The organism is Candidatus Synechococcus calcipolaris G9, from assembly GCF_029582805.1.
Taxonomy (GTDB): domain Bacteria; phylum Cyanobacteriota; class Cyanobacteriia; order Thermosynechococcales; family Thermosynechococcaceae; genus Synechococcus_F; species Synechococcus_F calcipolaris.
In genome coordinates this window covers 734,150-748,965 of record NZ_JAKKUT010000002.1, presented here as the reverse complement: position 1 = coordinate 748,965, position 14,816 = coordinate 734,150, and the positions used below count along the sequence as shown (strand labels likewise).

Sequence of the window (14,816 nt, the reverse complement as noted above, 5' to 3'; positions counted from 1 at the left end):
TAGGCTGTACTGTTGTATGGCTTGCACTGTTGTACTGCTTGCACTTTTGTACGGCTTGCATTAAAGTGATGTTCAGCGTTTATTACATATGTCCAACATGCAAAACACTTCCCGAATGGTTGTAAACCTGGATCGCGGCCTGGCCAATAGGGTGCGGATTCTCAGCATTGAAACCGGAAAACCGAACTGGCAAATATTTACAGAAGCACTAGAAGCTTATCTAAAGGAGTCTGAGACCCTCGCTAGTGGCAAGCCTGCATGACGTGATCAAGCAGGCTTCTCCCTTGAGGGGCTTGTTTTTTTGTACCTAAATTTGGAGTACCCAATGGAAGAAATACTAGACAAAGAGGTTTTACTTCTTGTCAGAAACATCAAGAAAGTAGCTGATACCGATGGCATTGATTATCCCCGATTTTGTAAACGACTGCGGGATAGTCAAACATACCGTAACGCCTTTCTACAGCGATATTCACGCCGCCGCCGCCCCGAAATTGCCATGATGCTCCCCCAAGCCCTGGAGGTTATCAAAAATGACCAGACATGAACCAGCTTTTCCATGTGAAGCAAGGCTTGAAGATCGTTATGAAGGGTTAAGCAAGCGTGAATTTGCCTTAATTCTATTTTTAGCGGCTTATCTAATCAGAGAAACTAAAGTGGGCCGATTCCGCTTAGAAGCATTAAAGGCAATTGCCAGACAAGTTGATGATTTGTTTGACTTTCTAGAGCAAGATTTTTAGAGCAATGTGGAAACAGACTAGAGACACTGCTAAGGCTCTAGGCATATCCCCTAGACAATTGCGCCTATTGCGCTGCGCTCTAGGGAACTTGGGGGGTGCGAATCCCCCTTTTATTTATTGGAGTTAAAGAATGGTTTATTGGAGTTAACAAATGGGGACTCAAGTATCAAAAGCCTTACCCTGTCCAGGGTGTGGCAAAACAGACTGGTGTTATCACCTATCAGAAGATGCCTTTATCTGTGGTCGGATCACCCATCCCCCGGAGGGGTACAAAAAAACTGGAGTGGCAAAAGACGGGCGATCAATCTTTGGCAAAATCGGGCCCCGGCATCCCCGGATCAACCTGTCTGACATTTTGCCCCTGGACATTCATCCAGATAACTCAATGGATCTACCGGCTTGGCAAGACCTACAAACCGATGCTAAAGGAGAGGTAGAGTGTGTTATCGAATATCCCTACTTCTTACCTGGGGACGTGGTTCCCAGTCTGAAGGTCGTTCGGAAGCAATGGAGCGATCGCCGGGCCGCCTATGATGGCAAAACTAAAGAAATCCGCCCCTGGCATCTGGCAGAAATGCTCGACACCTGGCGGGAAGACGGGGTTAAACCGTGGTGGGTAGAGGGCAAAGGGGTCAAACCGTGGCCCCTATACAATCAGTGCGTAGCAGAGGATCAAATCTATCAAGGGCAAAACGTTCTGTTCTGGGTTGCAGGGGAACAGGCCGTAGATACAGCCACAGCAATGGGACTAACAGCGATCACAAACCCTGGCGGAGAAGGGACTGCTATCGCCCAGGTGCGCGATTGGTTAGCAGAACTCGAAATCAAACCCAGCCTATTTGTGATCTGGCCAGATCACGATTGCCCAGGAGCAGCAGCAGCAGAAAAACTACGGACAGCCTGTAATTTTGTCGTGCCAACCCTGGTAATCAACCCCCTAGAGGTTTGGCCCGATATGCCAGACAAGGGAGACATCACCGACTATTGGAATCAGTTACAGGAAAACAAGCTGACCGAGGATGAGCCTGAATTTAATTACGACCTGGGGGACATTGCCAGGCAAGAGATAGAAGCGGCGATCCGGCAAGCTTACACCCAGTCCCAAAATCCAGACGATCCAGACGCAGACATTATTGATGAACAGTTTGATGACCCTTGCAAACTTGCCCTCCGGCTGAAAAAGTGCAAAACCATCCTGGGAAAGCGGATCAGACTCAACACCCTGACCAATGAACTAGAGCTAGACGGTGAACCCTGCGATGTCACACAACTTCGGTTGATCCTCGCAGAAACCAAGAATCTGGAAATCCCCCTAACTGACCTGGAGGCGATCGCCGCCATGATTGGCACAGCAAATCAATACAACCCGGTAATGGAATATTTAGATGAAGTCGCCAAACTATCGGTAAATCCCAGCATTTTGGATGATTTAGCGACTAAATACTTCGGTGCGACGGATGAAATTTATCAAATTATGGTGAAGAAGTTTTTGATCGCCGCAGTAGCCCGCATTTATCGCCCCGGCGTGAAAGTTGATAACGTCCTATTCCTGAGCGGCCCCCAAGCCTATTACAAATCCACATTCTTCCGAACCCTTGCTAGTGCTGACTGGTTTGATGATTCCATGGGCAGCATGGGGGACAAAGACGAAATCCTGAAGTTGCACCGTGTTTGGTTTGTTGAGTGGGCAGAACTGGAAACCGTCTTTAAGCGGCGTGAGGTCTCAGCAGTAAAAGCCTTTCTCACCTGTCCCAGTGATTCCCTGCGGCGGCCCTATGGTCGGGCCGTTGAACGAATGCCCCGGAGATCGGTGATCGTGGGAACCACTAACGAAACCGACATCCTCAAGGATTCAACCGGCAATCGGCGTTACTGGGTGATTCCGGTGAAAAAACGCATTGATGTACAGATGTTAGCCAGTGAGCGGGATCAGATTTGGTCAGCAGCGGTTCAACTGTACCGATCGGGGGAAATTTGGTATCTCACCCCCGAACAGGAAGCCCTAGCCAACGACAGCCGCGAAGATTTTGTAGCAGATGATGTGTGGGATGAAGCAATTATCACTTTCCTGGCAACCAGAGAGGGAGTCACCACCACCGAAATTTTGCAAGACTGCCTCAACATTGACCTGGCGTTGCAGGATCGCCGGGCCCAGCACCGGGTAAATCAAATCCTGAAGCGATTAGGCTACATCCAAAAACTAAAACGGTTGGGGGGAACGGTGAAACGGATTTGGATCAAAAATTCTGAGTTTGCCGAGAATTTGGAGGATTACTGTTACACAAACGCCGAACCCCTTACCCCGCCTAGTGTTGAGGGTGTAACAGTAGATGTAACAGTAAAAAATCAAGATAAATCTGGAAACCCCCAACCCCCCACTATGACTGATTTACAGGGTGTAACAGTAGATGTAACAGTAAATCGCACTACTGTTACAGATTCGCAGATGCTAAACTGTGGTCAAGATCAAAACGGCCCCGCTGCACCTACGGCCCCCAAGAAATTACTGTTACATCAAGTGTTACACCCTGAAACCCAGACCCAGCAAGATTTACAGGGTTTGGGTAAAAATGATGTTCAAACTACTGTTACACCTACTGTTACAGCCGAAACCCGCTCTCTGTCTGATTTAGCGGGAAAGTGTAACAGTGTAACAGTAAAAAACCCCCAAATTGAAAAAAGTTTTTCGCCTGGTGATACAGTTTTGCTGACGGCATCGGCTAAAATACAGACTCGAAATATCCCCTATGCCTTACGGCCCAAGGGTTGCAAGAGAACAATCTCTCAGGATTTCTTACCCCGTGCCACCTTTAATCTGTTGCGGGAGTTTTTCAAGGTTGCTGAAGTGGGTCAGACGTGGATCAAAATTGTGCCAGTGGTGAATTCTGATATTCATTGTTTATTTGTCAAGTCTGAAGATTTAGCATTGTGGGAGGGGGCGATCAATGCCTAAGAAACGGTCAGCCCGGAATAGCAGTGAATGGGTATCAACGGGGGTGGCTGCTAAGTATTTGGGTGTGCAGCCTAAAAAACTCCTATCCCTACTCCCAGACTTGCGCCCTGGTCATCATTGGATCAATATCAGTGGCAGCCAGGCGAAACGAGCCTGTTACCGCTGGCAGCTTAAAAATCTCTTGGCCTACTTTTCTCAGATCCATTAGGCGTGGGGTGGCCTGGGCCTATCTGGTCTAAGCATGAGTGTTTCGTAAGCTCTCTGATGAGTGCGATCGCTAATCCATTGGTGATAGGTGGTTGAGTGGATCTGTACTGAGTGGCCCATTTGTTGAGCAGCCAAGGTGATGTCTAGCCCAAATTCCAAGGTGCGAATTGCCCAGGCGTGGCGTAAATCGTAGGGCAAGAAGGGAATACCGGCCCGAGCAAACCAGCGACTTACACTGGCTCCAATCACCGAGTTTTCCCGTTCCAGATTCACCGCTGGCGGGTTTACGTTGCCACAATCAAATAGATCAAACCATTCTGGATAACATGGCCAAACCTTTCGATAGCCTGTTTTGGTGTTTCCCCCCACCTGGGCGATCACCCCTAGAAACTCAATGAGCCTAAATGCTTCATGGGGCCTGAGTCCATACGTTGCAATAACTGCATAGACCCATCGCCATTGGGGATTTGTGATCTGGAAAAAAACTCGCTGGATCAAGTCATCGTCTGGCACATCTCGGTGCTTAACCTTGGCTGCTGAGTAATTGCCCCGGTAGGCCTTCAGGTCAACATCCAGGCCTGCAACCTTGGCTAAGGCAGTGGCGGCCATGCAAAACTTCAATCTGGCGTGGCTATCTGGAGGAATCTTGAGGGCATGGCTTTTGAGTAAGTCTGAGGTCAATACTGCATCCTGGGACAGTTTAAGCAGTCGTTCTTTGTAGTCGTGGTTAAACGTTTTTTGGGTGGTTAGTGTTCTAGCCTTGGTAGTGAAGTAGTCAGTTTCTAGTCGCTCTATCCAGTACCCCACGGTGTTACTGTCTTGCTGATCCGGTTTCAGCCAGTCCTGCCAGTCAAATTCTTTGCAGTCCAGTAATGCACTGATCTTTCGGGCCAGCTTTTCAGCTTCACTAATGCCATTGGGGTTTGCCGGCAGTCCTAAGTAGAGTCGTTGCTGATGATTTTTGGTCTGAGTTGAACCTGGTTTAGGCGGTAACGTGCCCCTTAAACAAAGCCGATGGCCCGCTTTCTCGATTTTTAGCCTAATTTTGCCCAATTTTAGGCGGCCGTTGGCTTGGTTAATGCGACTAGAAATTTCCATTAGCCTAAAATTCAGCCTAAATAAAACGGTGTATTAAGCCATATTAGGACAGATTAAGACCCATTGTTTTTTGCCTAGATACTGTAAAACCCTTGCGAAGAGGCTCATTCAACCTACCTAGCAAGGGTTTCAAAATCATTGTATAAATAAGAGTCAGGGGTTACATCATCCCCATGCCGCCCATTCCACCCATACCTCCCATGCCGCCCATACCACCCATGCCGGCACCACCACCAGGAGGGGAGGATTCCGGTTCAGGAATTTCAACCACTAGGGCTTCGGTGGTCAGAACCAATCCGGCAATGGAACCCGCATTTTGCAGGGCCGAACGCACCACCTTAGCTGGATCGATGATCCCGGCGGCAATCAGATCTTCGTACTGACCCGTGGTGGCATTGTAGCCCATGCTGAAATTAGCCGATCGCACGTTTTCTACAACCACGGAGCCTTCAGCACCGGCATTGGCGGCAATTTGCGCTAAGGGAGCTTCTAGGGCTTTTATGACGATTTTTGCCCCGAGTTGTTCTTCCGTTGGCAAACTAGGCATGAGTTTTTCCACGGTACTGGTCAGATGTAGTAGGGTAACTCCACCCCCTGGGACAATGCCTTCCGCCACCGCAGCTTTGGTGGCATTGAGGGCATCTTCAATCCGCAGTTTCCGATCCTTGAGTTCGGTTTCCGTGGCTGCCCCCACTTTGATCACGGCCACGCCTCCGGCTAGTTTGGCGATCCGCTCCTGGATTTTTTCCTTGTCGTAGTCAGAGTCCGTAGCCTCTAGTTGCTGCCGCAATTGCTCCACGCGCTTAGCCACATCCCCTTGATTGCTGTTATCGGAGAGGATGGTAGTCGTATCCTTGCTAATGGTGACTTTGGTGGCTTCCCCTAGCATGGTTAGCTCCACGTCATTAAGGCTGAGGCCGATTTCCTCAGAAATGACTTGGCCACCGGTCAAAATCGCAATGTCTTGGAGCATGGCTTTGCGGCGATCGCCAAAGGCTGGAGCCTTCACCGCAACAGCATTTAAGACCCCTCGAAGTTTATTCACGACCAGGGTTGCCAGGGCCTCGCCTTCCAAATCCTCGGCAATAATCACCAGAGGACGACCACTGCGGGCCACCTGCTCTAGGGTGGGAATCAGATCCTGGATACTGCTAATTTTTTTATCGGCAATCAGCAGATAGGCCTCATTAAATTCCGCCAACATCCGTTCCGCATCGGTGACAAAATAGGGGGAAATGTAGCCGCGATCAAACTGCATCCCCTCGACAATGTCCATTTCCGTACTCAGGGACTTGGACTCTTCTACGGTGATTACGCCATCCTTGCCCACCTTGTCCATGGCCTTAGCAATCATTGCCCCGACTTCCTCATCATTCCCGGAGGAGACGGTGGCCACTTGGGCAATCATGGAACCTTCAACGGGCTTGGCGACATTGGCAATCTCTTTCACGATCGCTGCGATCGCCTTATCAATACCCCGCCGGAGAGCAACGGGATTGGATCCGGCGGCCACATTCCGTAGACCTTCCCGGATCAGGGATTGGGCCAAAATGGTGGCGGTTGTCGTGCCATCACCCACCACATCATTGGTTTTGGATGCCACTTCCCGCATCAGTTGGGCACCGGTATTTTCTAGGGCATCTTCGAGTTCGATTTCTTTGGCGATCGTTACCCCGTCGTTAATAATTTGGGGGGCACCGTACTGCTTCTCTAAAACGACATTGCGCCCTTTCGGCCCAATGGTGATCTTAATAGCATCGGCTAACGCATTAATTCCCCGTTCCAGAGAGCGGCGAGATTCTTCATGAAAAATGACCTGTTTTGCCATGGGGCTGCTGTCCTCAGCATGATTTAGATATAGAGGTTCATCGCCTATTTTAATACTCTCGTTGCCAGAGTGCTAATTTTTGTCCGGAGATCGCCCCGGAACCCAAAGACCTAGTTTGGCTATCTAGGTTTGGCAAGGTACCCCTCTCGACTAAAATAAGAAATGTATTAAGCGGTGTTAGCAATATGAGTGTCATAAGTCAGGTTCTTCTTAACGCGGATGATGAGTTGCGCTACCCCACCACTGGCGAATTAAAAACGTTAAGTGACTTTTTTGAAACCGGGGAACAGCGGCTTCGCATTGCTACCACGTTATCGGAAAATGAAAAACGAATTGTGGATCAGGCCAGTAAGCAACTGTGGCAAAAGCGACCTGACTTTATCTCTCCTGGGGGCAATGCCTACGGACAGAAGCAACGGGCCCTATGTCTGCGGGACTACGGCTGGTATATGCGTCTGATCACCTACGGTGTCCTATCTGGCGATAAGGGACCCATTGAAAAAATTGGCCTGATTGGGGCGCGGGAAATGTATAACTCCCTAGGGGTTCCCATGGCGGGGATGGCTGAATCAATTCGCTGCCTGAAAGCGGCTTCCCTAGCCCTACTCAGTGAAGAGGATGCCGCCGCAACCGCCCCTTATTTTGACTATATTATTCAGGCAATGTCCTAATTATTCAGGCAATGCCCTAGAAGCTAGAAAAATTATCTGCGGCGATCGCCCCCCTGAACCCCCTAGAATAAAGTCTGAAATCATTCTTTATTTTAGGTGGGTTAACGGTGTCCAAACAAATTCGGAACTCAGCGCGGCTAATTTTTGGTCTCTTTTTTGGCGTAATTGGGGTGATTGGCTTTATTCTTCCCCTAGTGCCGGGAACACCGTTTTTGTTAATTGCCGCAGCCTGCTTCAATTCCATGGAAGAAGAAGAGCTAGTGACAAAATCAGCGAATCCCTCCCCCCCAAACCAGACCAGTTCCTAGGTTTGAACATTATCCGAGGGGTGCTACTATGAAATACTTTTTCCTTGCTGACGGCTGGGAAATTGGGCGGATTTGGGAACCAGAAGGCATCTGGAATGATCAGGTATGGCGGCGACGGCCGGATATTGCCCGCACATCTTTAAGTATTTGGGATGGTCAGGAAACCCTCTGGCTCTACCAAGTGGAAGACATTGTACTCATGGTCGAGGTCAAACCAGCCCTGGATAGGGCCCAGCAGGCCAAGAATGATCTACCCCAGAATCAGGGATCGGCAGTGGGGATTGGCCAGGTGGTACTCAAGCGACTTATGACCGCTGATCAGGTGCTTGCCTATTTAATCAGCATGGGGACGTGTGTTAAAAAGCCAGTGTAGGATGGGTAAGGCAGTTTTGGTCTTTGGGGTCACAAGTCATCACTATGAAAGTTGTCTGTTCGCAAAATGCGCTTAATCTTAAACTCTCCCTACTCAGTCGGGTGGCTCCCACGAACCCATCTCACCCCATTCTTGCGAATATTTTGCTAGAGGCCGAGGGCGATCGCCTTGGACTTTCGGTGTTTGATCTAAGTCTAGGGATGCAGGTCTGGATCCCCGCCGCGGTGAAGGTACCTGGAACCATTACGGTTTCCGCCAAGCTCTTGAATGAGATGGTGTCCCGCCTACCCAACCAAGATGTGGAAATTACCGCCGAAGATACGCGAGTCATTTTGGATTACGGCTCTGGATTTTACCAATTGCAGGGCATTAGTTCCGAGGAATTTCCAGCACTGCCCAGCTTAGATGAGGTGGAACCCCTGACGCTGACGGCAAATACCCTGCGGGAGGGGCTGCAAAGCAGTTTGTTTGCCTCTAGTACGGACGAATCCAAACAAGTTCTCACCGGATTACACCTGAGTTTTCAGCCCGATAGTCTCGAATTTGCAGCCACCGATGGCCATCGCCTCGCCGTTGCCACAGCCAACCAACCCATTACCCAATCCCCGCCCCCGATCACGATTCCGGCCAAATCCCTGCGAGATCTAGAGCGACTCATTGCCAAGCAGGATGTGGAGCTACTCCTCCGCTGTGACCCCACCCAAATTATCTTTGATATTCCCAATGAAGGGCGTTTGACGACCCGACTCCTAGAGGGAAATTACCCGGAATATCATAAATTAATTCCCAAGGAGTTTCTCCGTCAAGTCACCCTGGAACGGCAGTTATTCATTGCCGCCCTAGAGCGGGTGGCGGTGTTGGCGGCCCAAAAAAATAATGTGGTTAAGATTTCCATTGATACGGATCAACAGCAACTTAAGCTGGAGGCAGAGGCCCCCCAACTGGGGAGTGGGGAAGAGCATGTGGCGGCACAAATTTCTGGGGAGTCCCTAGAGGTTGCCTTTAATGTTAAATATCTCCTAGATGGCCTGAAGGTGATGAGCACCAATGATATCCAAATTCAACTCACCAGCGAAACGCGACCCACGATCATTAGTCCCTTGGGGGGCATGGATATGACCTACCTAGTCATGCCGATTCAAATTCGCTAGGAGATTAAGTTCCTATAGGGAGGCTTTGTCCGGTCTCGGCATCAAAAAAATGAAGCTGATCGGGCTGGGGATCAAGACCAAGGCGATCGCCCACCTGCACTAAATGGCTGGGGTCTAAGCGAATCCGCCAGGTTTTACCTTCCTGGGATGGGAGCATTAAGCCCACAGACAGGGAGGTTTCATGGCCTAAATTTTCGACTAATTGAACGCTGACGGGCAGGCCTGGCTGCTGCTCCGGAGAGAGAACCATGAGATGCTCCGCCCGAATACCAAGAATAACAGTTTTATTTTGATAGGGCATTAATATTTTTTGCCAGGGTTGGGGTAGGGGCCATTGCCAGCGATCGCACTGAATGTCTCCCGTTGAGGTCACTTGCACCGGCAGAAAATTCATGGGAGGCGAGCCAATAAACTCCGCCACAAACTGATTCGCCGGCCGTTGATAGAGTTCCAACGGGGGAGCAAGCTGTTGAATTTTGCCCTGGTTCAACACCGCAATGCGATCGCCCATGGTCATGGCTTCCGTTTGGTCGTGGGTGACATAGATAGTGGCCACCCCTAACTGTCGCTGAAGTTGGACAATCTGGGCCCGGGTTTCCGTGCGTAGCTTGGCATCCAAATTAGAGAGGGGTTCATCCATCAAAAAAACCTGGGGATTGCGCGCCATGGCCCGGCCCAGGGCAACCCGTTGTTTTTGTCCCCCAGACAGTTGTTTGGGATAGCGATTTAACAGGGCTTCAATTTGCAGCATGGTGGCGATCGCCCGGATCCGTTGATCAATCCGTTGTTCGCGAGGGGATGAATAGCGCAGGGGCTTAGGCAATATCCGAGTGAGGCGACTGAGGCTGGCCTCTATAGGCAAGGGTAAATTAATCCTGGCTTGGGAGGTAGGATTAACCCCTAGGGTGCGGGGACTACGGCGTAAACCAAAGGCTAAATTATCGTAGACCGTCAGATGGGGATAGAGGGCATAGCTTTGAAAGACCATGGCAATGTCCCGGGCCTTGGGAGGTAGATCATTGACGCGGCGATCGCCCACCCAAATATGACCCGCCGTCGGGGCCTCTAGACCAGCAATGAGCCGCAACAACGTACTTTTCCCGCAGCCCGAGGGGCCGACCAATACTAAAAATTCCCCAGGGGCGACGGCGAGATCAATATCCTGGAGAACCGCGACCTGGCTCTTTTTTTGCAAATCGCTAAAGGTCTTAGTGAGTTGCTCTAAACGAACGGCTATCACCTTGATGCCTCAATCTTGGATGCCTCAATATCCGCCATGATTTTATCCCGCAATATCAATAAAATATCCTGCAATCGTGACTGATTCCCCAGATAGAGGTAGCCCAACAGGGTTTCTAGGCCCGTAGCCTGGCGATAGATTTTTGCAGAAACTCGCCGTGGTCCAGCGGTAGCGGCATTTCGACCCTGGCGAAAAATATCAAGTTCCTGGCGGGTAAAGTGTTCCCGCAGCACGTCTAAGTAATGGGCCTGACTTTCGGCCCGAACATGGGCAACCACCTGTTGATGATAATCATTAATTCGCTGGGGTTGGGATAGAAAAATAAAGCGAATAAATAACTCGTAAACCGCATCACCAAAATAGGCTAGGGATGCCGTCGAAAGCTGACTGGGATTAATCGCATCAGTTACCACAGGTAATGGAAAAACAAAACACTGTGGACGAGGTTCCATTAACTGAATCCAGGGTAGTTACTTCTTGCCTGTGTCCGGGGGAGCTATCTGGGCGATCGCCGATGCCATATCAGGTTGTAAATTTAGAAATTTCTCTAGGCGTACTAACTTAACGGTTTGGGTGACCCGGGCATTTGTGACAATTTGTAATTGACCCTGGCCTTCCTGGGCTTTTTTGGCGAGTTGCACTAACACACCCAAACCCGAACTATCAATAAACTCAATCTTAGATAAGTCAAGAATAATATTCAGAGGCCCGTCATTCACATATTTGGTCAGGATCTTACGAAACGCTGACTCAGAGAAGGCATCAATCAAGCCCGTGAGGCGAAACACTTGATAGGTATCCCTAACTTCACGGGTGCCTCGTAGACTTTGGGTTAGGGAGAGCGGCTCAGAAATGTGATCCTCCTTATTCGTCGAAAGATAAACTTTTAGAATTTTAGTATAAATACTCTCCTTCTCTTTGTCTATAATCGTTTATCCATTAATCGCAAGAGTCATGGTGATTAGGGCAGATTTTCGCTAGGCTTAATCTTGAACACTTCAATTTTCCATGGATAACTAAACGGTCATGCCTTGGGTACGCATCCTTAGTGGGCTGGTTGCGATCGCGATCGCTCTAGCTATGACGCTTCTTGGAGGATGGTACTTTACCTTGGGGGTAGGTGCCTTAATTTACCTGGGGCAACTAGAATATTTCCAACTGGCCCGGGCAAAAGGTAGTCTTCCCGCCACCAAAACAACCCTCATCCTCAGCCAGATTTTGCTGATTACGGCTACCCTTGCGCCCCCCCTCGCCGATGCTATTTTTCCCATAGCCGGAACCTGTATTTGTTTTTATCTGCTATTTCAAACTAAACTTGCCTCCATTGCCGATATTTCCACATCCATTATGGGATTATTTTATGGTGGCTATTTACCCAGCTATTGGGTACGTCTGCGGGGCTTAGGTGCGGTCAGTGAGGTGAATGTTCCCCTTGGCGGCTACTGGCCCGATACCTGGCAGCTACAGCACCTTCCCCAGGGACTAGGGATCACCCTTTTGGCCTTCGGTTGCATTTGGGCCGCAGATATTGGTGCCTACACCATGGGGAAATTAATTGGTCGTACCCGCCTATCGGATATTAGCCCCAAAAAAACCGTCGAAGGGGCTGTTTTTGGTGTCCTAGGCAGCCTCACCGTGGCCTTGATCGGTGCCCATAGCCTAGGTTGGCCCAGTTGGCCCATTGCCGGGATGAGCCTGGGCCTGATTATTGGTATTGCCAGTTTACTGGGGGATCTCACCGAGTCGATGATGAAGCGGGATGCCGGAGTTAAGGATTCGGGGCAATTAATCCCTGGCCATGGCGGTATCCTAGATCGAGCCGATAGCTATGTGTTTACCGCCCCCCTAATTTATTATTTTGTCACCCTTGTTTTACCGCTCCTACCCGGTTGATCTAAGGCCTGTTCTAAAGCCCATGTCTAAGATCAATATGGGCCAATATGGTCTTGGAGCATGGCCCTAAAGCCACACCGTCGGTTACACTAATTCAGACCAATCTTTTTCAGACTAATCTTTCCATCTTTTTCCGGCATAGCTGATTCTCCGATTATGGCTCCGATCAAGGTTTGTATTACCCTAGGGACTCGCCCTGAAGCCATTAAACTGGCTCCGGTGATTCAGGCCTTTCAGCAGTCTCCGGATTTTCAGACCTCCGTTGTCCTCACAGGGCAGCATCGGGAAATGGTGGAGCAGGTGATGGCTCTGTTTCATTTACGGGGCGATCGGGATTTAGGGATTATGCAAACTCGGCAAACCCTCACTGATATTACCTACCGCAGTCTTCAAGGCCTGGAAACCCTCTATCAAGACCTTGCGCCCCAATTGGTTTTAGTCCAGGGAGATACCACCACCGCCTTTGCCGCCGCCCTCGCCGCCTTCTATCAACATATTCCCGTGGGCCATGTGGAAGCGGGACTCCGTACCGATGATCTGTTTAATCCCTATCCTGAGGAAGCAAACCGTCGGCTTATTTCCCAATTGGCCCAACTTCATTTTGCCCCCACCCGTCAAGCGGTGGAAAATCTCCAACGCTCTGCGGTGACGGGAGCCATTCACCACACCGGCAATACGGTGATTGATGCCCTCTTGCAGGTTGCAGCGGGTCAACCCACCTGTGAGGTATCGGGTTTGGACTGGCAAGGGTATCGCGTTCTCTTGGCAACGGTACATCGCCGTGAAAATTGGGGTGAACCCCTAGGGACGATTAGCCAAGGCTTCCGCCAAATTTTAGATGCCTTTCCAGATACGGCCCTACTCCTACCGCTGCACCGCAATCCAACGGTACGGGAACCCCTGCAAGCTGCCCTGGCAGACCATCCGCGGGTTTTTTTGACCGAACCCCTAGATTATCGGGCCCTTGTGGCCGCCATTCAGGGCTGTTACTTACTCTTGACCGATTCCGGTGGACTCCAGGAAGAAGCCCCCAGTCTCGGAAAACCTGTCTTAGTCCTACGGGATACCACAGAACGGCCGGAGGCGATCGCCGCCGGAACAGCCAAGTTAGTGGGAACGGAAATCTCAACCATTGTGGCCGAAGCTGGAGCCTTATTAGGGGATCCCCTCGCCTATGAAGCCATGGCCAATGCCATTAATCCCTTTGGAGATGGCCAGGCAAGCCAACGCATTCTCAAGATTGTCAGGACTTACTTTGCCGAAGAAGCGGTCAATTAATTCATTTATTTTTATTTATAGCTGTTGCCTCTTCTCTTAGGATATTTCTGATAAGGGGGTGTGTTGGCTCTCGCCCCCAGCCAGGGGTTCCACCCCTGCACCCCGTCCTAACCTAGGTGACGATAGCTATATATTATTTATAGATCAAAAAAACTAATCTGCTTCAACGCGGTAGCCAAATTCTGCTAAGCGCAGGCGTGACTGTCGCCATTTGGGCCGTACTTTCACAAATAACTCCAAATAGACGTGGCCATTAATGAGTTTCTGCATTTGCTGACGGGCCTCACTACCAATGGCCTTCAACATTTGACCGCCCTTGCCAATGACAATCCTTTTTTGGGAGTTTCGTTCTACGCAGATGGTGGCTAAGACACGGGTTAATTTTTCTTCTTCCTGTATCTGATCAATGGTGACGGCCACGGAATGGGGAACTTCCTCATGGGTTAAATGTAAAATCTGCTCTCGGATTAACTCTGCCATAATGAATCGCTCTGGCTGATCCGTAATGGCATCCGCCGGATAGTAATAGGGTCCGGGGGGAAGATGGGCTTGGATCTGTTCCTGAAGAGGTAGAACGCCTTCCCCCATTAAGGCAGAGAAAAAAAGTAATGGCCAATCTCCCAGGGCTTGGTAGCTCTCTGCCAGGCGACGGACATGGGCTTCATCATCATCAATTAAATCGGCCTTATTAAGACCTAAAAAAACAGGGGTTTGGGTTTGCTTGAGTAGGTCGGCAACGTAGCGATCGCCCCCGCCAGCGGGTTGGGAACCATCCACCACTAAGACCACCACATCCACGGCATTAATCGCTAACTTGGCATTACTGACCAACACTTGCCCTAGGGCGTGGTGCGGTTTATGAATTCCCGGAGTATCCACAAAAATAAACTGGGCTGTCTCTGTTGTTAAAATTCCCCGCAGTCGATTCCGAGTGGTTTGGACAACGGGGGAGGTGATGGCAACCTTTTGGCCAATCAATTGATTAAATAGGGTGGATTTACCCACATTGGGCCGACCCACTAGGGCGACAAACCCGGAGCGAAAATCTGGAGCTGCTACGGGAATCAGCGTCATTATTT

At 50.0% G+C, this 14,816-nt stretch carries 16 protein-coding genes; 10 read left to right on the top strand and 6 right to left on the bottom strand.

The genetic code is table 11. The features are described 5' to 3' along the window. Window positions 1-325: 325 nt before the first annotated feature. The 4 genes from L3556_RS06345 to L3556_RS06330 all read left to right on the top strand — a co-directional run bounded on the left by L3556_RS06345 (window position 326) and on the right by L3556_RS06330 (window position 3,898). A complete protein-coding gene (locus L3556_RS06345) occupies window positions 326-544 on the top strand; it encodes a hypothetical protein (RefSeq protein ID WP_277866462.1) in 219 nt (72 codons plus the stop codon). Next, on the top strand, window positions 531-737 hold the full coding sequence (locus L3556_RS06340) for a hypothetical protein (protein WP_277866461.1): 207 nt from the start codon (window positions 531-533) through the stop codon (window positions 735-737). The genes L3556_RS06345 and L3556_RS06340 overlap by 14 nt, the downstream gene beginning before the upstream one ends. Before the next feature lie 151 nt (window positions 738-888). Beyond that, a complete protein-coding gene (locus L3556_RS06335) occupies window positions 889-3,690 on the top strand; it encodes a virulence-associated E family protein (RefSeq protein WP_277866460.1) in 2,802 nt (933 codons plus the stop codon). Next, window positions 3,683-3,898 (top strand): hypothetical protein, encoded by a 216-nt coding sequence (locus L3556_RS06330; protein ID WP_277866459.1) that lies wholly within the window; start codon window positions 3,683-3,685, stop codon window positions 3,896-3,898. Before L3556_RS06335 ends, L3556_RS06330 begins: the two co-directional genes overlap by 8 nt. On the opposite strand, the gene L3556_RS06325 is transcribed toward L3556_RS06330, so the two are convergent. Both L3556_RS06325 and groL read right to left on the bottom strand, forming a co-directional pair. Next, window positions 3,895-4,995: a site-specific integrase gene (locus L3556_RS06325; RefSeq protein WP_277866458.1), complete on the bottom strand. Its 1,101-nt coding sequence runs from the start codon at window positions 4,993-4,995 to the stop codon at window positions 3,895-3,897. The genes L3556_RS06330 and L3556_RS06325 overlap by 4 nt on opposite strands. Window positions 4,996-5,155: 160 nt before the next feature. Beyond that, window positions 5,156-6,823, bottom strand: a complete 1,668-nt coding sequence (gene groL, locus L3556_RS06320) for a chaperonin GroEL (protein ID WP_277866457.1) — start codon at window positions 6,821-6,823, stop codon at window positions 5,156-5,158. A gap of 185 nt (window positions 6,824-7,008) precedes the next feature. Between groL and apcD the strand changes: the two genes are divergently transcribed. From apcD to dnaN, 4 genes are all read left to right on the top strand, one after another. Beyond that, entirely contained in the window at window positions 7,009-7,494 is a 486-nt protein-coding gene (gene apcD, locus L3556_RS06315; RefSeq protein ID WP_277866456.1) for an allophycocyanin subunit alpha-B, read from the top strand. 107 nt (window positions 7,495-7,601) lie between these two features. Continuing rightward, complete coding sequence (locus tag L3556_RS06310) at window positions 7,602-7,802, top strand: DUF454 family protein (protein WP_277866455.1); 201 nt, start codon at window positions 7,602-7,604, stop codon at window positions 7,800-7,802. Between the two features lie 28 nt (window positions 7,803-7,830). Then, window positions 7,831-8,175 (top strand): hypothetical protein, encoded by a 345-nt coding sequence (locus L3556_RS06305; protein ID WP_277866454.1) that lies wholly within the window; start codon window positions 7,831-7,833, stop codon window positions 8,173-8,175. 44 nt (window positions 8,176-8,219) lie between these two features. Further along, window positions 8,220-9,326, top strand: coding sequence for a DNA polymerase III subunit beta (gene dnaN, locus L3556_RS06300; protein WP_277866453.1), 1,107 nt, complete (start codon window positions 8,220-8,222; stop codon window positions 9,324-9,326). 4 nt (window positions 9,327-9,330) lie between these two features. Here dnaN and L3556_RS06295 read toward each other — a convergent pair whose 3' ends face one another. The 3 genes from L3556_RS06295 to L3556_RS06285 are packed head-to-tail and all read right to left on the bottom strand — an operon-like array spanning window position 9,331 to window position 11,420. After that, window positions 9,331-10,566 carry an ABC transporter ATP-binding protein gene (locus tag L3556_RS06295; protein WP_422110752.1) on the bottom strand — a complete coding sequence of 412 codons (1,236 nt, stop codon included), beginning with the start codon at window positions 10,564-10,566 and terminating at the stop codon, window positions 9,331-9,333. Then, on the bottom strand, window positions 10,563-11,018 hold the full coding sequence (locus L3556_RS06290) for a Mini-ribonuclease 3 (protein ID WP_277866452.1): 456 nt from the start codon (window positions 11,016-11,018) through the stop codon (window positions 10,563-10,565). Before L3556_RS06290 ends, L3556_RS06295 begins: the two co-directional genes overlap by 4 nt. Before the next feature lie 18 nt (window positions 11,019-11,036). Continuing rightward, window positions 11,037-11,420, bottom strand: a complete 384-nt coding sequence (locus L3556_RS06285; protein ID WP_277867604.1) for an STAS domain-containing protein — start codon at window positions 11,418-11,420, stop codon at window positions 11,037-11,039. A gap of 172 nt (window positions 11,421-11,592) precedes the next feature. On the opposite strand from L3556_RS06285, the gene L3556_RS06280 reads away from it, so the two are divergent. Further along, entirely contained in the window at window positions 11,593-12,459 is an 867-nt protein-coding gene (locus L3556_RS06280) for a phosphatidate cytidylyltransferase (RefSeq protein WP_277866451.1), read from the top strand. Between the two features lie 156 nt (window positions 12,460-12,615). Continuing rightward, window positions 12,616-13,737, top strand: a complete 1,122-nt coding sequence (gene wecB / locus L3556_RS06275; protein WP_277866450.1) for a non-hydrolyzing UDP-N-acetylglucosamine 2-epimerase — start codon at window positions 12,616-12,618, stop codon at window positions 13,735-13,737. 153 nt (window positions 13,738-13,890) lie between these two features. Here the strand turns inward: wecB and era are convergent, their stop codons facing one another. Then, window positions 13,891-14,811 (bottom strand): GTPase Era, encoded by a 921-nt coding sequence (gene era / locus L3556_RS06270; RefSeq protein ID WP_277866449.1) that lies wholly within the window; start codon window positions 14,809-14,811, stop codon window positions 13,891-13,893. Between the last annotated feature and the right edge of the window lie 5 nt (window positions 14,812-14,816).